The following is a 21935-nucleotide window of genomic DNA, read 5'->3' as shown; positions in this document are numbered from 1 at the left end:
GCCCATCCGACGATGGGCGCCTCGTTCGCAAACCTCCGAGGTGCCCCTTGTCTTCGGCAGATCCAGACACCGGTCAAATCAAATGGCTCGAATATGCCTTCCGCTTTCCTGCATTTCGATTTTTTTCCGAGACCATCGGGGACAAATATTGCCGGATTTTCAAGATGGTGGTAAAAACGTGATCAAGAGAGGCGGCCCGTCCCGATGTCCTGTGCAGAAGGTTGAGCGTCAGACCGTCCTGAGGCCCATCGGACCCGTTGATCAGGCTATTCCGCGAGTCGGAAGGACTAGGCTCACGCAGCGCCGCTCAAGGTGGGCCTGCCGTCAGATCAGGAGGCGAGCGCAGCCTCGTAATACTCGTCCCAGAAGCGCGACGCCTCCTGGCTTCCGAAGTGGATCGCGATCGTTTCGCGTGCCGCCACCCTCATGCGCGCGAGTGAACCTGGCTCTTCATAGGTTTGCATGATTGCCTCGAGCGCCTGCTGTGCCAGCCGTTCGACTTCGTCCGTAAATGTTGCCTCGAAGGCGGGGCTGTCGCGATTTGCCGCGTTCGATGCGACCCACTCTCCGTAGCGGTTGGTAGGCAAGTCGAGCAGGATGCCATTCTGGCGGTCGCAAATGAATTCAGGCAGCGCGCCTTGTCGCGTTGCGATGACCGGGCAGCCCACGGCCATCGCCTCCAGCGCGCTATAGCCGAACGTGTCGCTGAATGTGGTCAGCAGCGAAAAATCCGAGCGGCGAAAGAGGTCCGTGACCGCCGCATTGTCGATTGATCCCAAGAGCGTTATGGCCGGATGTTCAAGCCTGCGACGCCAGTCGTGGAAGTACCCCTCACGTAGCGGATCTGTCCAGATGCCCCGTCCCATGGTGAGTGTGGAGGCAATGGATATGTGCAACGGAACTCCGCGCGCTGCACCTAATTCTGCAAGACGTATGGCGACGCAGCCCCCTTTGCGTGCGAAGTGATTGCCGACGAAGCTGACGCGAATCCGATCGGTGATCGGTGGTTCGTTGGGCTCGACCCAGTCCGGAAGCGGGAGATTGGGATAACGCACCGTCGTCTTGGCGAGCAACACGTCTCTCTCAGCCGCATCAGCGTGCACGGCCTCGAAAATTCCCCGCGCGTGCTTGGAAATCGCGATGATGCCGCGGCAACGTCGGCTCGCTAATGATCTTCGCAACATCCCGAAATATGCGGTCTGCTCAAGCCCGTAAGCGCGAGGGAGGTGGGATTCAAACCCGATGATGTAAGGCGTTGTCCCGATCGGCAGGCGGTTGAATGCATGAACCAGATCGAAGTGGCGCGGAGGCAGAGGGTTGAAGAGGGTAATTCCCTCGACCTTCGTGCTAAGGTAGTTGAGAGGAAGGAACGTCCGATGCTCAATCCTGTGACGGCTGTGGCGCGGTCCGTTGAAGCGCCACGGATACCGCGTAGGCGTGAGAATAGAGAGCGTCTTCAACTCTGACCTTCCCGCGGCAACTGACGTTCCCGCACTCCATCACCGTCGGGCAGGCGCAACCTTAGTGCCAGGAAAAGAAAGGCCTTCGGGCAGGCGCGCTGCGCGGGCCGCAACGTAATTGATCGATATGGCATAATTTTCGTCTTGCGAACAAGATGGCGCGACCCAGGGCGATCGATTGAAGCCGCGTCGGCGATCAAACAACTTAAGAGGAGTGATCCGACATTATACCTCTGTTGGTTTAATTAGTTCCCTGAAGATACTCAAATCCCTGAGGATACTCAAAATCGGCACGTCGGCGACCCCAGACTGTGCGTAGTCAAGGCTGAAGAGTCCAGTTGCGGTCTGGTCTACGGTTAATTGGCGAGGTGTCTGGTGGCACTGCAATGCGCTGTTTCCTGTCAATTCATATCGCGGTTGCAATCGTGAAAACGCGGGACGGCGCTGGAAAAGTTCCTGAAGGCTGAGGCGGCGTTGACTAGCGGCGCGTGAAGATCGACCGTCGGATGACGAGCACGTCCTCTCGAAGCTTCGCTCCAGGGAGGAGCGCCAACACGCCAATATATAAAACGACACCGATCACGACACATACGACGAAATCCAGGGGAGGCGACGTTCGGTCGGCTATCACCGTCCTGAGCGCAATGACGCCCGGAATCATGAACCCGGACGCCAGGAGCGGCTCGAGCGTTTGAGCGGCCGATTCTGCCTTCGGAATTCTACATGTCTCTAGGGCAAGATAGGTACAAATCACGCCACTTACGACGGTCCCTGCCGAGACCCCGGCAGCTATGCCAGCAGAGCCGAAGGCCAAACCGGTCGAAATCCCGATGAGTAGGAATAGCGAACGAACCAAGCTAATCTGAAATTCGACTTCGGTTCGCCCCACGCCGATGACCATAGCCGAGTTCAGAACGAACACCATCTGGACAATACCGAATGGAGTGAGGAGCGCGACCAACCTTCCTGTGCCGCGCCAAGCCTCGGTCAATGCAAGCTCGATGATAAGATCGGACGTCAGGGCGAGCCCGGTCAGAGCAGGGACAATGGCCAGTAGTATCATTCGTAGCGAGCCGAAATAAAGCCTCGCGAGCTGCAGTCCATTGCGCTGGTTTTCGGCAACGGCGGGCATAATGGCGTAGTGGATGCCGCCAAGGATCTGACAAGGTATGTTGACCAACTGATAGGCGAATGCATAGCGACCGAGTTCGCTTGGCCCCAACAGCGATCCCACAAGGACATTGTCGAGGTTCGTTCCGAGGAATGTGATGACCTGGGAACCGACAAGACCGATGCCGAACCGCGCCCGGGCTGTCGCCGCGGAGAGGTCAAGCCTGAGGATCGGGAAAAATCCGGACGCTATGGCAAATACACCAACCCGCACCAGCCAAAGTGTCCACTGCTGCGCGACGAGTGCAAAGGAGCCCCAATCGCAATAGGCCGTGGCAAGAGCAACGGCGGCTCCGCCGACTGTCGAGAGTATGTCGGCGCAGGCAACGGCTTTGAAGCGCGCGGCTCTTTGAAGACGCGCAGAAGGAACGATGGTGGCCGAGGAAAGCAGGAACAGAGGTGCAAGGGCGAGGAGTATGCCGCCTAGAGCCGGCTGCCCAAGAAGGTCTGCTATCGGGTGGGCGGCAACGGCAAGCAAGCACGCCAGCGCCAGAGCAAGTCCCATGACGATCCAGAATACGCTTGATTCCAGCGTCCGCGTCAGCTCGGGAGCGCGCACCAGCGAGGCTCCCAGGCCGAGGTCGCTGAAGAGCATTAAAAAGAAGAAGAACGGAGTTGCCAGGGCGATACCGCCATAGGATGACGGTCCGAGGATCCGAGCAAGCACGGGGACCAAGACGAGCTGAAGCACGTAGCGGCATGCGTTTCCGACCGCAAGAACGGTTGTTCCTATGAAAACTTTTCTATTGCTCACGAGATGGCGGACACGCATGTGCAAGCGGCAAACTAAGTGCGCCCCTCGTAGCGGCGGGCGCGACCGGAAGTGTTTGCAGCCGGAGGGGCCCGGGCGTCTGAAGCAACGGCTGCGTTCCTTGTGAGGATCCATTCATCTCCGAACGGCCTCGGCGCCAAATGGCTCATCGGAGCTGCAGGTTGAGCCGGTGCAGTATGGGCGGAGCGCCTGCCTTGTACCTGGGGCCAAGCCTTGGGCGTCGCGGGCGCGTCGAGCCGGGGCACACCTTCCGAAGTCCCAAAGCAAAACAGATTTAGCGGCTGCTTGACTTGATGGGTCTGAGGCTAATGGTTTCTGGCTCATGGTCGTGGCTGGCTGGTATCTACATTTCGTCCCGACAGCTGCAATGAAAGAGGTTGCGATAGGCGCGCAAGGGAGCAGTCGAAAAGCCGGCGCTTTTGTCCGAACCTTCCGATATTAGCCTTAATGGCAGGATCCGGCTGGTTTTATTTTGATCTGCTGGCCGCGCCCAATAAGTGTAGACCGGCGGGAACAGTGGCCAAGATGGAGAGGGCAAGCTGAAGATCGCCTACCTGGTTCACGATCTCTCGGATCCTGCCGTCCATCGGCGGACCCGAATGCTGAAGGCTGGCGGCGCCGATCTGAAGTTGATCGGCTTCAGGCGCAGCGCAGCTTCGATACGTGAGGTTGAGGGCTGCGAAGTTGTCGATCTCGGCGCGACAATGGATGGGGCCTTTGTTGCGCGCGTTTTGTCCGTCGCCTCGGCTCGTTTCCGCTTGGCCGTCTTGGCAGATGCTGTGCAGGACAGCGAGGTCGTTCTGGCAAGAAATCTGGAGATGCTTTACCTCGGCGCAGCGCTTCGCCGCCGCTACGCCAAGCGAGCTGCGCTGGTGTTTGAGTGCCTCGATATCCATAGGCTGCTGCTCGGAAGGGGGTTGCCAAGCCGGCTGCTGCGGTCACTGGAGTCAAACCTCATGCGCGAGGTGGATCTGATCCTGACGAGTTCGCCGCGTTTCATCTCCGAATATTTCCGGCCAAGGAGGTTCCAGAGCCAGATCCAAGTTGTCGAGAACAAGTTGCTGTTTCCCGACACCGAGACACTCGCGCGTGCCTCGCGGCAACTCCCGGCCGGACCACCTTGGCGGGTGGGGTGGTTCGGAATGCTTCGGTGCCGCCGGAGTTTCGCAATTCTTGCAGCCGTTGCCCGCGAAGCGGCCGGCCTGGTCGAAGTGAGCATCGCCGGCCGGCCGTCGTCCAAGGAGTTTCCTGATTTTGATGACTTGGTCCGCCGCTCACCGCACGTGAGTTTTAGCGGACCCTACCGGTCCGATCAGCTGTCGAACCTCTACGGCGAAGTTCACTTCAGCTGGGCCGTTGATTTCTTCGAGCAGGGGCTCAACTCGTCCTGGCTCTTGCCGAACCGTATCTACGAAAGCTCGTATTTTGGGACCGTGCCGATCGCGCTGGAGGGTGTCGAAACTGCACATTGGCTTGAACAAAGAGGTATTGGGGTAATCCTAAGGGGGGACCCGGAGCTTGAGCTGAAGGGGTTGCTGTGCCGATTGGTGCCTGACCGGTATAGAGATCTGGCCGCAGCAGTGGATCGTGTCCCCCCTTCCGATATCGCCGACACGAAGGACAGCTGCCGACAGCTTGTCGCGTCCCTCGCGGTGGCCCGTAACTTGGCACGTGAAGGATCTTGAGCATGTCGACTGCACGAAATACCACTGGCCAGCGGCGCTGCATTGTCGTGATCCCCTGTCTAAATGAGGAGGAGCACATTGAGCAGACGCTGAACCATTTCATCGCGGAGCCCGATGGCATCGTCTGCAAAATCGTCGTTGCGGACGGAGGCAGCACCGATCGAACAGCAGAAATTGTCGAACGATGTGCAGCGCGTGATAATCGTATCGTGGTTCTGCACAACCGTCGCAGGATTCAGAGCTGCGGCGTCAACAGGGCAGTCGAGGATTGGGGTGACAGCGCTCCCTTCCTGGTCAGGGTGGATGCGCATGCTGCCTATCCCGCAGGATTCTGCGCCAGACTGCTCGCGGCGCAGGAGGCAACAGGAGCTGATTCCGTCGTTGTCAGCATGATCGCCAAGGGAACAACCTGCTTTCAAAGGGCGACCGCCGCGGCGCAGAACTCGCTCCTCGGTAATGGCGGCTCTGCCCATCGACGCGCAGCCGACGGTCGCTTCGTGGATCACGGGCATCATGCGCTGATGAGCGTTGCCGCCTTCAGGGCGGTCGGAGGATACGACGAAACGTTCTCTCATAACGAGGACGCGGAGCTAGATTGGAGGTTGAAGCAAGCCGGATTTCGAATCTACCTGTGTGGTGGAGCGGACATCACCTACTATCCCCGAAGTTCGGCGCTTGCCTTGTTTCGCCAATATTGGAATTTCGGGCGCGGTCGTGCGAAGAACGCTCATAGGCATCGCGTTCTACCGAAGCTGCGGCAGATGGCGCCGATCATGGTCGGGCCGGCAGTGGCGCTGGCTCTGCTAGGCTTTTTCGTCCCGCTTTTCGCAGGCCCTGCAATCTTATGGGCGCTGATCTGCATCTTCTATGGATTTTCACTCGGCTTTCGTAAGGGACAGCCGTGCGAATGCGGGGCAGGACTAGCAGCAATGATCATGCATTTGGGATTTTCATTCGGCTTTCTGAATTATGCAGTCGGTGCGCTTCCCAAAGAAATCCGATCGAACAGCTGATTGGCCGCGAGTTGCCTGGAAATAGCAATGGCCCAAACTGAACAGGATGCATCCGGAGATGCAATCGACGTCAGTGTGATCGTCGCAAACTATAATGGCGAACGTTTTGTTGCCGACGCAATTCGTTCGGTATGCCGGCAGAGCCTACGCAATCTTGAAGTCATTGTTTGCGACGATGCCTCCACCGACGGCAGCGTGCAGCTGGTACAGCAGATCGGTGCTGCCGACGACAGGATCCGCCTCGTCCAATTGCAAAGAAACGCCGGTCCGGCGGCCGCGCGTAACCGCGCCCTCGACATTGCGAGGGGACGATGGGTCGCTATCATGGATAGCGACGATCTGGTGCATCCGGATCGATTCGAAGCTCTGATCAAGGCGGCCGAAAGCTGTCACGCTGATATCATTGCCGACGATCTGCTGGCCTTCGAATCCAGCCGGCAAACGCGCCCATATGCGGTGTTGAGAGGAAAATGGGCTAAAGAGGCGCATTGGGTTACAATCGAAGACTATGTGAGATCAAACAATTTTTATGGCCGCGGGCCGGCCTTGGGCTATCTCAAACCGATGTTTCGCCGCTCGCTGATCGAAGCCGGCAGGGTTCGCTACGACGAGCGACTGAGAATAGCCGAGGACTACGACTTCGTCTTTCGCCTCATGCTATCGGGTGCGAAGTTTCGCACCATACCCCGGCTCGGGTACTTCTATCGACGGCACAGCGGATCGATCTCACACCGGCTCAACACGGCGGTGCTGACGAGCATTCTCGATGTTGAGGAGGAACGGAAACAACAACAATCCCTGACCGCTCTGACGCCGGTCCTTCGCGCGCGCGAGCGCTCGGTCAGGCGAGCGCTCGCGTTCGAGAGACTGGTTCAGGCGATTAAGGCGCGGCAAGCGCTTCGGGCCGTGGCAATTGCGGCGAGAAACCCTTTTGCTGCCGCCCTGTTACGCCTTCCCGTGCGCGAGCTTTTCTTACGCCTGCTCGCCAAACCGCAGCCAAAACGCCCGGAGCGACCTCAGATCTGCGTGCTCAGTCGCCAACGGATCGTGGGCCGGACCAATGGCAGCTCACGCTATCTGCTGGATATCGTCGAGTTTCTGCGCGGACAAGCGGTGGACGTGCACTTGATCGTACCCTCGCCTGTTACCTTGGGACGATGGCCCTTCCTGAAGCTGTCGAGCGACATGGCCATGTTCAAATCCATCAAGATCCGGGGGACAATGCGCGTTGGTCGGTACATAATTACTTGCGATCCGCGCGTAGCAATGAAAGGGGTGTTGGGGTTGCTAGACCGCCTGCTCTATCGGGCAGGCCTGATATCGAGGCGGCTCTCGCAGCCCGCTCCCTATGCGGTATCCCAGGGATTGACGCGCGCGGATCAGCTTTTTCTAGCAACGGAAGCGGCCATCTGTGGGGATGTCCAGGTGGCCGATTACTGCTTTCTAACAGAAGCTTTCGCGTTCACACTCCGACCGGACGCGCGGCGGCTGGTGATCATGCACGATCTGTTTTCCAGCCGGTCCGATCCTGCCGCACTGGCGAGACTGTCACTCGACGAAGAGGTGCGGATGCTGGCGCGCGCAGAGACCATCGTTGCGATTCAACGCGATGAGGCCGCAGTGCTACAGCGTGAGCTGCCCTCGCATCAGATCATCGTTGCTCCCATGGCGGCGACCGCTGTGAGTCAGGCTGAGCCGGGTCGATCCGAGACCTTATTGTTTGTCGGGAGCTCGGCCGGGCCGAATGTGGACGGCATCCGTTGGTTCCTTGAGGCGTGCTGGCCCATCATTCGGCAGCGCAGGCCGGATGTGGAGCTTCAGATCGCAGGGAGCGTGTGCAACGCTCTCCCGGCAGCACCCGCCGGTGTCCGACTGCTGAACGTGGTCGACGATCTGGATGGTCTCTATTTGGAGGCTGGTGTCGTCATCTCGCCGTTACGTCTGGGATCGGGACTAAAGATCAAGCTGATCGAAGCGCTATCGAAGGGCAAGGCAGTGGTGGCGACCACGACAACGATGCAGGGGGTGATGGATGTTCTGGGCGAGTGCGCGATTGTTGAAGATGACGCCGCCGGTTTTGCGTCTGGCGTGGTTACCTTGATGGCCGATGTAGAAAAACGCCGTTTACTGGGCACCAAAGGCATCTCGGCGATTGCAGCGCATTTTTCCCCGGAGCGCTGCTATGGGGGCATCGTGTCGGCGCTGGGCGGTCAAGACGCAGTTCAACAGGTGTCGGCGGCGGATGCTCGGCATGATTAATTCACATGACCTGCATCTTGATCGCAGCCTACGCTATGGCCAAATTGATGCTCTGCCTGGATTTGCGTCTTAGGCTAGCGCATTCCCTGGGCGCTGGCGCCGGATGGCCGCAATGATCAATTCAGCCATAGTCGACGTGATCGTCGCCGTCCGCAACAATGCAGGCACGATTGAACGTGCTGTACGCTCCGCGCTTGCCGAGCCGGAGGTCGGACGCGTGATCGTGATTGATGATCAATCGACGGATCGTACGGCTTCGGTCGTGCGGGGACTGTCTTCTGGGCAATTCACCGGCCGAATCCTGCTTGAGCAGATGCCAAGCAATGTCGGGCCGGCAGCAGCGCGCAATCGCGGGTTGGAGCTCTCCGAGGCAGCCTTTGTAGCTATCCTGGATGGGGACGATTATTTCAAGCCGGGTCGGATCCGGGCTCTCCTGGAAAGGTCGGACGGCGCGGACTTCGTGGCAGATGATCACCTGCAGGTCAGAGAGGGAGAACGAGAGGACGCCAGCTCCACCACTTTTCTACTCGGTATCGAGCGGGAGATCATCCTGGATTTTGAGACGTTCGTTGCAGGCAATATCAGCCGTTCGCGACAGTTGCGAAAGGAGTACGGATTTCTGAAGCCTATTATCCGGCGCGCCTTTCTGGATCATCGTCAGTTGCGCTACGATGAGAAGCTGAGGCTGGGTGAGGATTTTGCGCTTTATGCAAGAGCTCTGGCTTCAGGCGCAGTTTTCCGGGTGGTGCCGTCGAAGACATACGTCGCCATCGTCCGGCCGGGATCGATCAGTAGTAACCACACGAAGTTCGACCTTGAGTGTTTGCGGGATAGTGATCGCGAACTTGAGAAGTTTGCATCTCTCACGCACAAACAGAGATTGCTCATTCAGGAACACTCTGCCTCGATCGATTCCCGCGTCCAATGGCTGAACCTGATCGATGCAGTCAAGGCGCGCAACATAGAGGCTTTTGTGTCTGCATTCCTCGTTCGCTGGTCCACATCCTTATATTTGCTTGGACTTTTGCTCGAGCAGGTGTTCCTTCGGTGTAAACGCCTACTGATTGGACGTTAATCCGCCGATCGATCCTGATCGATGTCGGTCAGCGGCTGCGCCGAATCTAGATCGCAGGAGATGCCGACCCTGTCGACGCGGAAGGGACGTTGAGCTGATCGGACGCTCAGAGTGTGCTCTCTCCCTCTTGAGATGACCCCCGCGGGCATCAGTCATCCTGCGAACACGTCACAGTTCACGCCATTGGGTATTGCTGCGGATGCGAAAGCTTGATGGCACTCACTATCGCAAAGTCTTGATCTTGCGACCGGACATCAGATGTCAACATCTCGATCGCCTTACTAATTGTGTCAACGTCATTCGACGCAGGGGCAAGCGAGCTCGCTACTGGACACGAACGCATCGGTCGTTGCGCTTGACCCAAGTAGCCATAGCGCACTAGCGGGATGTGCGGACGATGCTTCGCTTTATTGCAGCATGAGATCACGGGTCTGCTACGCGGAGCAACGCGTTTCTGTCCTTCCGTGAGTGCTCGTATGATTTGTGGCGACAGCAAGACAAGAGTAAGCGTAACGAACGGCGCGGTGTACTAAGCTTGTATACCAGTCTGGCCTTTTCCCGGACGCAAAACGTCCGCAACGGGGCCGCATTTTTGACCGACCCATCAAGCTTGCGGCAGTCCCGTGCACGGGACGATCAGCGGGAGCCGCTCGAAAGCCTTACGGAACATCCTGCACCGCGGGACGTTTGGTCCGAGAGGAGGTCTTGCAATGTCCACCATCGCTATTTGGGTTGGAAGTTGGGTGCTTCTGAATGGATTGGTCGCGGCCGCTCTGATGTCCCGACGCTCCCGCCCAGCAGTAAGGATGTCACTCATGAATTGGGTCATGACCCGCCGGTCGCGACCCAAACCATTTGCGCGGCAAACACGAGCGCCTTTGGGCCGGTAACTGCAGGTCTCCAGATCAAGTCAACTCTCATCCCCAAGTTCGACCTCCTGTTGCCGGGTGACGACCAGAGCAGAGAGCGCGGCGCCTGAGCGCTCACGGTCCGCTCCGCCATAGCGCACCCCTTTGACGGCCCAGTTAGGGCCGCCTCGTTCCTTTGGCGTGACTTTCTCGACGATAACGGCAACGAAGCGTTCGCATGCGGGGTCACTGTTACGGACACCCTCCGCAAGTTCATTTTCGAGTGCGGACCGCGCCATTGGCTTCCGAGCCGATTTTTCAGTTCGCTTCAACATGTAGTGCTCCTTTACAGGAACGGCTGGCTCCGCCGTTCCCAGGCCGCGGAGCCTCAATGCCGCAGATTGGCATAGCTCGAACGTAGGGCTCAAGCAGGATCATGGCGTACTTCCGGTCTATATGGTACGTCAGCTCGGCCTTCGATCGGACTAACGAATATCGTCGACGGCTTAGAAATGAGACGCTTAGCTGGAAACGAATAGTTCAAACCGGCCAGCGTGAGTGCGGCAATTTAGGAGGCGAACTAGTTCGTAAGCAAAACGTGATGTGACTGTCTTCGGTGTCCGAACGCCGATCATCGGAACGCCAGGAATTCAGCAAGAACGTCCGCAACGCCTCATCCGGTTATGGGAGAAATCAGCTGAGGCTTATCTCTGCGCTAAGTCCTTAGCGGGGATCGGCATAAAAGCGGTCGAGCGCTGCCCGGCAGAGTTGCTCGTCGAAATCGGATCGTTTGCGAAACTCAGCCATACAGCCGTGCATCGCGACGAGCTCGCCGAATTGCTCGATTGCGCTGTAGTCTCTGCCTTCGTAGTCATCCACTAACAGCTTGGTGGTGCGGTCGATCTGTAACAGGCTCTGAAGGGCACAGGCGACGCGAAAGCGGCCGTCTACAAGGACCAGGTCAGGCATATCCTGGAGCACTTTCCACGGTGCTTGCGGCAAGCTTTTCCATCTTGCGATCCTGTTGGCGGTGGGGACGTCGAACACCGGATAGCCCCAGTCGCGCGTCAATCCGATATCTGGCGTAAGGATCGAGATTTTTGCTGTTGTTTCTGGCAGTGCCTTTTTTACGGCTCTGGCGAATACCGGGTCCGGCTCCACGCTGACTAATTGGGAGACATACTTCGCCGCCATAACAGTCGAGCCGCCGCTGCCGTATTCCAGATAAATTCGGCTGGAACGGATTGCTGTCGAAAAGAAACTAAGGCCACCTTCGTCGAAAACCGGCGTCTGACCGACAGAGTAGCCGAGAAGATACTTCTGCGCGACAAAGCAAGCGGCCCGAAAATAGTGGGGAAGCCGGTTCAGATTCATGAATTTTACCTTGAAGCGGCGTCTGTGGCTATCATCGACTACGGACGCCCGCGGACACCAGATGCTATTAGGCTCGAGGTTCTTTGGGCGAGCCCGTCGACGGAGAGGTCTGAGCGCAAACTTACGGCGTTCCCCGCGCTCAGGGCTTGGTGTTGCATTCGGAGTAGAACGATCCGTTAACAGCATCGGTCCGCTCGAGACATTGGGCCAATTCAGTCACGGTCCCGGCTACGGTGAAATCATAGGCTTGCTCTCGGAATGCCAGCACATAGCGCCCAGGCGGAAGCGAGAAATCGACTTTGTCGGATTGGGCGAGAAGCATTTCTGGATTGTTGGCAATTGGGCGCAATCTGAGCTCGTAGAATTTGTTGCGGATATTCCACGCATCGGAAATTGGCGTAACCAACAGTTTTCCCTTAGCATCGAATGACAGCGCGCGACTCACCCGTGCCACGACCCGCACCTCCAAACGTTCCGGCGCATTACCGGCCAGATCGCGCCGGAACAAAACGAAACGGACTTTGCCGTCGGGAAGGGTGGTGCGGCTCGGGTGATTGAGAGGGGTCGAAATCGAAATCCGTTTGTCGGGGACACGTTCGGGAAGCAGTTCCAGCTCCTTCAGCTCGTTCTCCGCAATGGCATAGATGCCGTAATCTCCAGGAACCGGGAAACCAAGTGAGGGTGGAGGAGACGGGGCTTGGCTTGATCCGACGGCGGGTGCCGAGCTAGAGGCCTGCAAGTTCGCAGGCGCGTCCACAGGCGTGCTTATGTGCAACGCAGCGGGCGATTCACGGCGCCCCCAGATGGTATCTCTTTGCAGGATGATGGTCAGGCTGCCGGCGATCAGCGCCACGCTGAAGCAGAAGCGTGCCAAATTCGCCAGCAATCCGGCCCGTGGCGCCTGGATGTACGCAATATCTTGCCCCCAATGCGCCCGCGCCGGCAAAATGATGTCCTCAGTCGCAGGAGTGATCGGTGCTGCGACCGATGGGAGGGATCTTTCGGATTCGTCTGGAGGCGTCGCCCGGTGCGACAACCTGGCGGTCGGGGGCGGGGGAGCGAGTCCTTCGCGTTCGACGCGCCTTGCCTCAAACTGCTCAACCCCTTGAATTGCGGTCTCGAGCGCCGCCACAAGCCGCTCCTGATCGGCTGCATCCAGCCAGGGGCCCTGATCCTTGAGTCGGGAGCGGGCAAACTCGTAGACCGTAGAGCGAAGCTCGGCCGGATCCTCGGTAAGACGATGGATCATGCGCTGCAGGGTCAGCGCATATTCGATTTCCTGCGCAAACGGGGAAACGGTCTTGTCCTTGTCGACGCTTGACAATTCCGGATTCATAGCGCCTGTCCCTGCCTCCATGGGGCGAGGATAGCGATAGATTGCGTCTAAGCACAGGGGGTTTAAGGCGTCATATCCCATGCCGACGGTCTGGGGGTGGCTTTACCAGCACTCGCAGAGTCGTATAGGTTGGCAGCCGGAGATGAGGTTTCACTTTGGAGATAATGACGATGATGTACGCCAAGGCAAAGATAGCGATGGCTGCGACGGTCGCGATTGTTGCTATGGCGTCATCGGCTCCCGCAATGGCGCGTCATCGGCTCTATCCGCTGACGCAATGCGGTCCCAACTTCGAGCACTTGTGCCCCCTTCATGGGTCCTTTGAGGGCGCTCCGTTCCACTACAATCTTGCGATCCATCCGGGGTGCATCAGGACCGTTCCAGTTCAAACGGCGTATGGTGCGGATCGTCGCCGGGCAATCGTCTGTGGCGCTCCCGCGCGCGAGATGATCTGGTGGTGACGACACAAAGCCTTGCAGTCGCAGACCCGACTTCTACCTGATGGGCCCCTGCTGGGTTGAGCGGTTTGTCGTCGAAGGTTGAGCAGGCGTGTTCCTGATCGGCCCGTTGTTAATTGGGCCCTGGTTGATACCATGCGCCGAATACGGCGCATGGTCGCGCCGAATATTGCCATTGGCATCTCTTTGAGACGTGACGCCGGATTGGGCCGTGGCGGGACCCAACGAAATTGCCAGCCATAGCGCCGTCAAGCTCCATTTTGTCAGGACACTCAACATCTTTGTCTCCTCCCCTGGCAAGCATTCCCAAAGGTCACTAATCGTACCAGCTTGATGGACACGAGGCGAGGCGATCCTTAGGGTCGAAACGTACGAGTCGTGGAAGCTGACGTGGGGTGCCGCGAGAGCTGAAGGCTAGGCTTGCGACCGATCAGGGAGCTTTCGATGGAGTGGGTTTTGCTGGTTTCGTTACAGTGGGTCGTGTTTGGAAGCCCAACACAACCGACGACACAGGTGATCGACTCTTTCCCATCCGAGCAACTCTGCAACAAGGCTGCCGAGGCCATAAGGGCTGAGATCAACACTCCCATCAGCGGCCAACAACGGCTTCAGACAATTGGACGGGTGATCTGCTTCATGCGGAAAGACGGCGCGCAGCCTGCCCGCTGAACTGGAACCGATAGCTCCAATAGATCGCCGGTGGTCCCCTCCGCTGAGGATCAATCCCGTGGATAAGCTCGTTGGAGCACATGTCCGGCTGTCAAAAGGACCAATACAGCCAAGCACATCATCAAGGCTGCCGACCGGATCTCCTCCCGCGAGAAGCCAGCGTAGACGTGAGCTGTGTGCCTGAAGAAGGCCGCGCTCGCGATTGCCGCGCCGAGCGCCAGCGTCACATGCTTGAAGCGGGAGTTGAGGGCAGCGATCATTGGTCGACACTTCAGGTTGTTGCGTCTCAGAAGCTCAGTTAACCATGTCAAAATCGGCGCAGATATGGCAGTCGCGCCATGTTGATCGCCTGTTGCGGCCACCAAAGTGGCCTCTGGTGGGCCAATTCGGGCGAAACGGAGCGAAACCAAGCTTAACCTGACGAAATCTCGCTGTTCAATACAATTAATGGATGGCCTCTGTGACCTGGATCGCCTTCTGGTATCGAAGCTCTGCGCTGGGCACAGAGCTGGAGCCGCTGAGACGGCGTCAGGTCCTTCATGAGACTAGATTTCAGAACAGCCTTCTCTGCGACGAGTCCATCTGCATCAGCGATTGGAGCTGCGGGCCGGCTCAGAACGCATTTCTTTTGCGTAGCACTTCAAAAAACGTCTTCATGATGATCTGTACATCGAGCCAAAGGCTCCAGTTGTTGATATACCAGAGATCCATCTCGACCCGCCGTGAAATGAGCTCGAGCGAGGGGGTAGCGCCGCGAAGGCCATTTACCTGTGCCCAACCGGTCATGCCCGGCTTGACGTGATGACGAAATGCATAGTCCTGCAGTAGGCGCTCGAATTGATTGTCGTGGGCAATCGCGTGAGGGCGGGGGCCGACGAGCGACATGTCCCCGCGTAGCACGTTGACGAGTTGAGGGAGCTCATCAATGCTAGCGCTTCGAAGATATGCGCCGATACGTGTCACCCGCGGATCGTTACGCGTAGCCTGGGTGACCGTATCGCCGTTTTCCAGGACGGTCATTGTCCGGAATTTGAACATGACGAACTGGCGGCCATTAAACCCCTTTCTGTTCTGAAGAAAGAAGATCGGGCCTTTGCCGTCGAGTTTGATCGCAAGGGCTGTTAAAGCGATGATGGGACTTAATAAGATCAGGGCCATCAGGCCTATCACTATGTCCATCATGCGTTTGACGGTGCGCTCGACACCACTCAGCGGAGCTCTTTGGATTTCCAGCGAAACGACCCGCTGCTGGGCAGATGGAGCATAGTCGCTCAAGGCGCGGATCTGCCTGTCAGGCAGCAGCCGGACTGACACGGGAAAAGCCTTCATCTGCTGTCGCAAATGCTCTAGCCGCTCTGGCGAGTTCCAGGGAATCACGAGCAGGACCTCTGAAACCTCGTGCTCCTGCATGAACTTGGCAGCCGTTGCGACAGCCTTCAGGTCTCCCGCCGTCTGATTTTCGGCGTCCAGCGCCGGGCTGAGCGCTACGCGATGCACTTCGGCGGCGCCGAACAAAACGAGAAGATCTCTCGGTTCGAGCGCATCCAATTCCAGGGGAGTACCAAGCAGAATGAGATCGCGTCGGCCGATCACGCCACGGCCGACTGCGTCTTCAAGGATGCTCTTGGCCAGCTTCCTGCCAGTCAGGAGGCCGGCGGGTGCGGTCGCCAAGAACAGCAGGAAAGCGCCTCTCGAGAATGAGGTGCCGACTTTGAACAGGAAAGCAAAAAAGGCCAGCATCAGCGCAGTTGTGAGCCATGAGAAGTTTATCTCAAGGAACTCAACCGACGGCTTCGCAGCGCTTTCAAGATCGTAGTAGCCGTGCCCGCTGAGCCGCACGATGTGGAGAAAGCTCGCAGCGAGGCCAAGCGCGAAATAGGCCGACAGGTCGGGGATTGGAGTATCTGTAAGCCAATGATAGGTAAAGCAGGCCGACAGACTCGCGATCAGAATGATAGTCGCGTCTGCCGTCGCCAGAACATAAGTAACTGCCTGGCTCGGAAGCGGAGCTTGGATCGGGGCGACCGCGGAGTCGCCAACCTCCTGCTCGGCATCGCGAACCTCTGACCGCATAGACATCAAAGAACCGTTCCGCATTCAAAAGGTGAGCAGCCAGTCTGATCTCAACTTGCAGAAGTAATTTTCCACCAATACGGGCAGACTAGTCTTGAGGGCAGTGCAATGCAACCTCATGTGCGGCGCAGAACGGTATTGGGAGTGGGCTAATCGCAATCTCGGACCGTTTGTTCCTCATTCGACACAGTTCGCCGCTCTCCTCAAACGAGCTCGCGATGGCCGGATCTAGTCACCGAGCGAGTCCGATCGCTCCGATCGCGCGTCGTTTCGGAGGCATAAAAGCTGGACGGCGCTGCAGGCCCGCGAAGTGATTCGTTGATGTCTGCACCGGGTTGGGCTGACAACAATGAGACCTCGTGTCGTCTTCGCCCGTGTTGAAGTCCGGCGATCTCGATTGATCCGCCACGCCGCCATCATGCCGAGACTGGGATCGGGGCTGGGCAGTCGTTTTCCCAATTCGCGTTGAGGCAGGTGAAAACACGGGACTTCAATACGTCGCCAGGATTGTTGTATTTTTATCACAAGAGGAGTGGAAGCCGGAATTCGACGCGCGGGCGCGTGAGACAGCACTCTGGGTCCTGTTTTGAAGGGATCCGACTGCACTAGGCAAAGGCCGATGACGAGGGCTGGTCTGATTTTCAGCTCTTGGTATAAGTTGGCCTCAACCTTCAGCGGCCTTGTCGAGTCCTTTGATCACCTGATTGCGAGACTGGAATGCATATTGAGCGCCATGGACTATTAGGCATTCTGTCTCTTACCCCCGTGAAACATGGCGATTCCCGGGGGTTCTTTTCGGAAGTGTATCGCCGCGACCTTCTCTCGGAAGCCGGTCTGCCGAGCGATCTCGTCCAGGAAAACCACGTTTACTCCGCCCAACGCGGCGTGCTCCGCGGTCTGCATTTTCAGCGTCCACCCCGCGCACAAGGCAAGCTCGTACGATGTATTCGCGGTGCCATTTTGGATGTGGCCGTCGACATCAGGATCGGGTCCCCGACCTTCGGGCGGCATGTTGCGGTTGAGCTGTCCGCGACCAACTGGAGACAGTTGTGGATCCCGGAAGGCTTTGCCCACGGCTATGCGGTATTGGAGGCGCCTTGCGAGGTCCTCTACAAGGTTAGCGATTACTGGGATCCGGGAGCCGAGCACGGTCTCGCGTGGGACGATCCAGATCTTGGGATCGATTGGAGGCTCGGCAATCACGAAGTGATCCTATCTGAAAAAGACCGTACTCACCCCCGCCTCTGCAACCTTGCGCCCGTTTTCCAGCTCGCCGAGAAATCTTGCTCATGAAGATCATCGTCACCGGTGGAGCCGGTTTCATCGGATCGGCAGTTTGCCGGCATCTTGTATCCGATCTCGGACACACCATCCTGGTCCTCGATAAGCTGACCTATGCCGGAAACATGGCGTCGTTAGCGCCAGTGATCTCGAACCCGAACCTGTCGTTCGAGAGGGTCGATATCTGCGAGAGAGAGAAAGTACAGCAAGCCTTTTCGACCTTCGCTCCAGACGCAATTGTCCATCTCGCGGCGGAAACACATGTGGATCGCTCCATCGATGGTCCGGATCACTTCATCGAGACCAATCTCATTGGCACCTTCACATTGCTGGAGGCTGCGCGGGGGTATCTGAAGGGAAAGGGGCGTCCGAAGGCAGATCGCTTTCGGTTTGTCCATGTCTCGACAGACGAGGTCTTCGGCTCGCTTGGGGAAGAGGGGCTTTTCACGGAAACGACGGCATACGATCCAAGCTCGCCCTATTCGGCAAGCAAGGCCGGATCCGATCATTTGGCCCGAGCTTGGCACCGAACCTATGGTTTGCCGGTCATTGTCTCGAACTGCTCCAACAATTATGGACCGTATCAGTTTCCGGAGAAGCTCATTCCGCTAATGATACTGAACGCTATGGAAGCGAAGCCACTCCCCATTTATGGCGACGGTGGCAACATTCGCGACTGGCTGTTTGTCGATGATCACGCCCGTGCGCTGGCTGTTCTGCTTGAACGAGGTGCGCCAGGCGCGACCTATAACATCGGTGGACGGACGGAGCGCCGTAACATCGATGTCGTCAGACAAATCTGTCAGTGTCTGGATCGGCTGCGCCCCGCTGGCAGTCCGTATGAGCAGCAAATGGTCTTTGTGGCGGATCGGCCCGGTCACGATCGCCGCTATGCACTTGACTGCAGCAAGTTGGAGCGCGAACTCGGCTGGAAGGCCCAGGAGACGTTCGAGACAGGCATCGAGAAAACCGTTCGCTGGTATCTCGACCGTTCGGATTGGTGGGAGCCGCTACGCGAGGTCTATCGTGGCGAGCGCATCGGCGCGTCGAGGTAGCTCTTGAAGACAACCCGAATATATATTCTCGGGCGGCAGGGGCAGGTTGCCAGAGCCCTTCAGGAGGTTTCCGAGAAACGCACTGACGTGGTTGTCGGCTTCGGCGGTCGCAATGACTTCGACATTGCGGATGCCGAGGCCGTCCTGGGAGCATTGCGTAGCTTCAGCCCGGACGTCGTGGTTAACCCCGCCGCCTATACCGCAGTCGATCGTGCGGAAGAAGAATCGGCCGCCGCATTTCACGTCAATCGCGATGGGGCGAGAGCGGTTGCAGAGGCAAGCGCACGGCTGGAGATCCCAACGATCCATCTGTCAACGGATTATGTTTTCGACGGCGCAAAGCCGACTCCTTACGTGGAGAACGACGCGACCGCCCCGATCAACGTTTATGGCGCCTCGAAGCTCGCGGGCGAGCATGCGGTGGCTGTCGCGAACGATCGGCACGTCATCCTACGAACTGCCTGGGTGTATTCACCGTTCGGGCAAAACTTCGTTCGTACGATGCTTCGGCTCGCAGCTACTCGCGACACGTTGCGAGTGGTGGATGATCAGGTCGGATGCCCAACCTCCGCTCACGACATTGCGCGGGCCATCCTAGCAATCGCGGGCAGGATTGATCGGTCTGGATGGTCGACGGAATTCGGCGGTGTCACGCACATTGCCGGTCCCGATGTTGTCACATGGTGCGATTTCGCCCGCCAGATCATGCGCATTGCGGCGGCGCGCGGTGCACGGTCGGCAAATGTTGAGCCGATCACGACGCGCGATTATCCGACCCCTGCCAGACGTCCTGCGAACTCTCGTCTGTCTTGCAACCGCCTGATGGCGGTCTTCGGAGTTTACATGCCGCCGCTCGAGCAATCGCTTTCGGAGTGCGTCTCGCGCCTTATCATCGACGAAGTCTGACGAGGGGGATGAAGGTGAAGGGAATTATTCTGGCGGGTGGCAGCGGAACGCGCCTGTACCCGATGACACTGGCGATCTCTAAGCAGTTGCTTCCGGTCTATGACAAGCCCATGATCTATTACCCGCTGACAACGCTGATGCTTGCAGGCATTCGTGAGATCCTGATCATATCGACGCCTGAGGATCTGCCACGGTTCGAATCGCTGCTCGGTAGCGGGGAGACGTTGGGTTTGGAGCTGTCATACGCCGTCCAGCAGCGCCCGGCGGGCTTGGCCGAAGCCTATATCATTGGCGCCGACTTTGTGGATGGGGCTTCATCGGCGCTCATTCTTGGAGACAACATTTTCTACGGTCACGGGCTTCCCGAGATGCTCTCCCGTGCCGCCAAGCGGACCCACGGCGCCACCGTCTTTGCATACCGTGTTGCGGATCCCCAGCGCTATGGAGTCGTCGGCTTCGACGAGACCGGTCGGGCGAACTCGATCGAAGAAAAACCCGCCACTCCCAGGTCGAACTTCGCTGTCACCGGCCTGTACTTCTATGATGGCGACGCGGTCCGCATCGCATCGGGGCTCCGGCCCTCGGCGCGCGGCGAGCTGGAGATTACAGATCTGAATCGAGTCTACCTGGAGCGTGGCCTGCTTCAAGTCGAACAGATGGGGCGCGGCTTCGCATGGCTTGATACTGGGACGCCGGACAGTCTGCTGGCGGCGTCTGATTTCGTTGCCTCGCTAGAACGCCGCCAGGGCTTGCGCATTGCGTGTCCGGAAGAAATTGCGTTCAATCGAGGCTTTATCGATCGTGGTCAGCTTGAGCGCCTTGGCGAGCGTCTTGGAAAGTGCGACTACGGGCAATACTTGCTATCGGTCGCAAGGTCTGAGCAGCACGGTGGAAACTAGGGCTTGGATCAGCGTTGCAGCATTGTTCGGGACATGCGCGTCACCCCTTCGAGGTGACTTGCAGTGTAAAGGCGGGCATCAGGCTGTGCTGCGGTGCACAGCCGGTCGCCACCAGCCCTTGATCAAGTTCTCCCGGGCTTCTGCTTGAGCGAGCAGATCCGGACGATACTTGCTTGGGATTGCAGCCTCCACCTTGCTTAAGGAGCGGGACGCATCTCGGGCATCGTCGATGTCGACGAAACGATGGGCTGCAATAATCCGCGCATTCGGCATCATGTGCTGAAACCCCAGATTGGCGAGTCCTCCGAGCTGCAGCAGCTCGGTTGGTGAGAGGTCGACTCTGATCTGACCTTCAGTGGGAGCCTTGCGGCGGACCCCAGCGCCGTGTCCTGTGCGCCAGCACTCCTCGGCGAGCGCCGCGCCCAAAACCCAAAGTAGCGAAGGAGTGGGGTCGGATCTTTTTTGTCTCGGATCGGAGAACTGCGCCAGATTGCTGTTGAGGTTCTTTAAAGCTGCCTGAATGTCCGGGCCGGGGTTCTTAGCAAGATGGGGCGCCATGCCGACAATGAGCTCGCGCACCGCGTCCTCAATTCCATTGTTTCGTCCCCTTGCGAAATATGAGCGGCCGCACGACCAGGCAAAGTAGAACGATGCAACCAGTAGTCCGAGCATCCCGTACAGTACGATATCCACGATGGCCCCCGTGAACTTCCCCGCATTCGGAAAAATTAGCCGATTGTTGTTAAGGTTTTTCTTAAATGAGGATGCTGCGCCTGAGATAAGGATTTTACGTCGCGTTTACTATCCGGCCTGGCAACCTCAGGTGTTAATATGATACTAATGTATTTCTCTTCATTCTAATGAAGGGGGTAAGTTATGGGCATTGACAACCTTGGTCACAGGCACTGTAAAGCCATCTGCGATGAGATAGGCGACAGATTGCGTTTTTATCTAGATCGGAGCTCTTCTGATTTGCCGTCGCGGCTTCTGGAATTGCTAGGAAGATTGGAGGATCAGGAGAAGGTGGCATCGCCCTCGATCGTCCATGACCTCGAGGTAGCCGAGGTTGATAGTGATCTAGTCGTAGAGGCGTAGCATTACGTTCGCGCGGTCACTGCGTTCGCCGGCGCGCCGTCGTTCAACAGGCGCCTATTGCTCGTCTAGTAATTAATTATATCAGTATGGATTGCCTTAGCCGCTAAGGTCCGAATGTTCGTTGCTATGGCCGAACGGCGTCAGACCTGTCAGGTGCCCGTCATGTCGAGAGGCGATAATCTTCTTGTTTCATTTCTCGAGAAACGGGTTGGGTTGCCGCTTGCGCGGGTGGTCTTGTTGCCGTGCGCGGTTACCAAATCCGGACGCGGCGACGGCCTGTGCGTGGGTGCTAGTGACCCGAGAATAGAGTAGGAGGAAAATCCCGAATAGCGGCGATGCGGATTTTGCGGCATAGTGGCGTTGACCGCGCGATCTTGAGAGCCTTTCGCATCGTATGGGCCCAGCAGTCGAGGCTAAGGCAATCGCCGGTTTCTAGAACATGATGTTTTTTGCCGGAATCAGGATTCCCCAGGCGGTGAACTTCTGATTCAAATTCCATGCTGGAGC

The 21935-nt window shown here is 57.9% G+C and carries 16 protein-coding genes; 8 read left to right on the top strand and 8 right to left on the bottom strand.

Annotated features, from left to right (window positions below):
• Positions 1 to 329: 329 nt before the first annotated feature.
• Complete coding sequence (locus ACQR1Y_RS32435) at positions 330 to 1460, bottom strand: glycosyltransferase family 4 protein (RefSeq protein WP_434879646.1); 1131 nt, start codon at positions 1458 to 1460, stop codon at positions 330 to 332.
• A gap of 478 nt (positions 1461 to 1938) precedes the next feature.
• Positions 1939 to 3402 (bottom strand): oligosaccharide flippase family protein, encoded by a 1464-nt coding sequence (locus ACQR1Y_RS32430; RefSeq protein WP_434879645.1) that lies wholly within the window; start codon positions 3400 to 3402, stop codon positions 1939 to 1941.
• A 599-nt stretch (positions 3403 to 4001) separates the two neighbouring features.
• Here ACQR1Y_RS32430 and ACQR1Y_RS32425 point away from each other — a divergent pair.
• The 4 genes from ACQR1Y_RS32425 (at position 4002) to ACQR1Y_RS32410 (ending at position 9434) form a co-directional block, all read left to right on the top strand.
• Positions 4002 to 5087: a glycosyl transferase family 1 gene (locus tag ACQR1Y_RS32425; protein WP_434879644.1), complete on the top strand. Its 1086-nt coding sequence runs from the start codon at positions 4002 to 4004 to the stop codon at positions 5085 to 5087.
• A gap of 2 nt (positions 5088 to 5089) precedes the next feature.
• Entirely contained in the window at positions 5090 to 6100 is a 1011-nt protein-coding gene (locus ACQR1Y_RS32420) for a glycosyltransferase family 2 protein (RefSeq protein ID WP_434879643.1), read from the top strand.
• Between the two features lie 27 nt (positions 6101 to 6127).
• On the top strand, positions 6128 to 8359 hold the full coding sequence (locus ACQR1Y_RS32415) for a glycosyltransferase (RefSeq protein ID WP_434879642.1): 2232 nt from the start codon (positions 6128 to 6130) through the stop codon (positions 8357 to 8359).
• Positions 8360 to 8471: 112 nt separating this feature from the next.
• Entirely contained in the window at positions 8472 to 9434 is a 963-nt protein-coding gene (locus ACQR1Y_RS32410; RefSeq protein ID WP_434879641.1) for a glycosyltransferase family 2 protein, read from the top strand.
• A 910-nt stretch (positions 9435 to 10344) separates the two neighbouring features.
• Here ACQR1Y_RS32410 and ACQR1Y_RS32405 read toward each other — a convergent pair.
• The 4 genes from ACQR1Y_RS32405 to ACQR1Y_RS32390 all read right to left on the bottom strand — a co-directional run bounded on the left by ACQR1Y_RS32405 (position 10345) and on the right by ACQR1Y_RS32390 (position 16198).
• Positions 10345 to 10617 carry a hypothetical protein gene (locus ACQR1Y_RS32405; protein ID WP_434879640.1) on the bottom strand — a complete coding sequence of 91 codons (273 nt, stop codon included), beginning with the start codon at positions 10615 to 10617 and terminating at the stop codon, positions 10345 to 10347.
• 388 nt (positions 10618 to 11005) lie between these two features.
• The gene (locus tag ACQR1Y_RS32400) at positions 11006 to 11656 is read right to left on the bottom strand and encodes a hypothetical protein (protein WP_434879639.1); all 651 of its coding nucleotides are present in this window, start codon (positions 11654 to 11656) and stop codon (positions 11006 to 11008) included.
• A gap of 139 nt (positions 11657 to 11795) precedes the next feature.
• Complete coding sequence (locus tag ACQR1Y_RS32395) at positions 11796 to 12992, bottom strand: hypothetical protein (protein WP_434879638.1); 1197 nt, start codon at positions 12990 to 12992, stop codon at positions 11796 to 11798.
• Positions 12993 to 14731: 1739 nt separating this feature from the next.
• Positions 14732 to 16198 (bottom strand): undecaprenyl-phosphate glucose phosphotransferase, encoded by a 1467-nt coding sequence (locus ACQR1Y_RS32390; protein WP_434879637.1) that lies wholly within the window; start codon positions 16196 to 16198, stop codon positions 14732 to 14734.
• A 711-nt stretch (positions 16199 to 16909) separates the two neighbouring features.
• Between ACQR1Y_RS32390 and rfbC the strand changes: the two genes are divergently transcribed.
• From rfbC to rfbA, 4 genes are read left to right on the top strand one after another with little or no spacing between them, the layout of a single operon-like run.
• On the top strand, positions 16910 to 17485 hold the full coding sequence (rfbC, locus tag ACQR1Y_RS32385; RefSeq protein ID WP_434879636.1) for a dTDP-4-dehydrorhamnose 3,5-epimerase: 576 nt from the start codon (positions 16910 to 16912) through the stop codon (positions 17483 to 17485).
• On the top strand, positions 17482 to 18528 hold the full coding sequence (gene rfbB, locus ACQR1Y_RS32380) for a dTDP-glucose 4,6-dehydratase (protein WP_434879635.1): 1047 nt from the start codon (positions 17482 to 17484) through the stop codon (positions 18526 to 18528). Before rfbC ends, rfbB begins: the two co-directional genes overlap by 4 nt.
• Before the next feature lie 3 nt (positions 18529 to 18531).
• Positions 18532 to 19434 carry a dTDP-4-dehydrorhamnose reductase gene (gene rfbD / locus ACQR1Y_RS32375; protein WP_434879634.1) on the top strand — a complete coding sequence of 301 codons (903 nt, stop codon included), beginning with the start codon at positions 18532 to 18534 and terminating at the stop codon, positions 19432 to 19434.
• A gap of 8 nt (positions 19435 to 19442) precedes the next feature.
• Complete coding sequence (rfbA, locus tag ACQR1Y_RS32370; RefSeq protein WP_434879633.1) at positions 19443 to 20333, top strand: glucose-1-phosphate thymidylyltransferase RfbA; 891 nt, start codon at positions 19443 to 19445, stop codon at positions 20331 to 20333.
• Positions 20334 to 20411: 78 nt separating this feature from the next.
• Here the strand turns inward: rfbA and ACQR1Y_RS32365 are convergent, their stop codons facing one another.
• Positions 20412 to 21026, bottom strand: a complete 615-nt coding sequence (locus tag ACQR1Y_RS32365; protein WP_434879632.1) for a hypothetical protein — start codon at positions 21024 to 21026, stop codon at positions 20412 to 20414.
• Positions 21027 to 21717: 691 nt separating this feature from the next.
• Positions 21718 to 21935, bottom strand: a 218-nt coding sequence (locus tag ACQR1Y_RS32360; RefSeq protein WP_434894333.1) for a hypothetical protein, incomplete at its 5' end; no start/stop codon positions are given.

The sequence above is a fragment of the Bradyrhizobium sp. HKCCYLRH3099 genome (genome assembly GCF_051167855.1).
Classification (GTDB): Bacteria; Pseudomonadota; Alphaproteobacteria; order Rhizobiales; family Xanthobacteraceae; genus Bradyrhizobium.
This window is presented reverse-complemented; position numbering and strand designations above follow the sequence as displayed.

Coding starts and splice junctions, on each gene's coding strand:
- ACQR1Y_RS32405 (WP_434879640.1), bottom strand. CDS start 10,617: ATGTTGAAGCGAACTGAAAAATCGGCTCGGAAGCCAATGGCGCGGTCC.
- ACQR1Y_RS32390 (WP_434879637.1), bottom strand. CDS start 16,198: ATGTCTATGCGGTCAGAGGTTCGCGATGCCGAGCAGGAGGTTGGCGAC.
- ACQR1Y_RS32415 (WP_434879642.1), top strand. CDS start 6,128: ATGGCCCAAACTGAACAGGATGCATCCGGAGATGCAATCGACGTCAGT.
- ACQR1Y_RS32400 (WP_434879639.1), bottom strand. CDS start 11,656: ATGAATCTGAACCGGCTTCCCCACTATTTTCGGGCCGCTTGCTTTGTC.
- ACQR1Y_RS32410 (WP_434879641.1), top strand. CDS start 8,472: ATGATCAATTCAGCCATAGTCGACGTGATCGTCGCCGTCCGCAACAAT.
- ACQR1Y_RS32420 (WP_434879643.1), top strand. CDS start 5,090: ATGTCGACTGCACGAAATACCACTGGCCAGCGGCGCTGCATTGTCGTG.
- ACQR1Y_RS32430 (WP_434879645.1), bottom strand. CDS start 3,402: ATGCGTGTCCGCCATCTCGTGAGCAATAGAAAAGTTTTCATAGGAACA.
- rfbC (WP_434879636.1), top strand. CDS start 16,910: ATGCATATTGAGCGCCATGGACTATTAGGCATTCTGTCTCTTACCCCC.
- ACQR1Y_RS32395 (WP_434879638.1), bottom strand. CDS start 12,992: ATGAATCCGGAATTGTCAAGCGTCGACAAGGACAAGACCGTTTCCCCG.
- rfbB (WP_434879635.1), top strand. CDS start 17,482: ATGAAGATCATCGTCACCGGTGGAGCCGGTTTCATCGGATCGGCAGTT.
- rfbA (WP_434879633.1), top strand. CDS start 19,443: ATGAAGGTGAAGGGAATTATTCTGGCGGGTGGCAGCGGAACGCGCCTG.
- ACQR1Y_RS32425 (WP_434879644.1), top strand. CDS start 4,002: ATGCTGAAGGCTGGCGGCGCCGATCTGAAGTTGATCGGCTTCAGGCGC.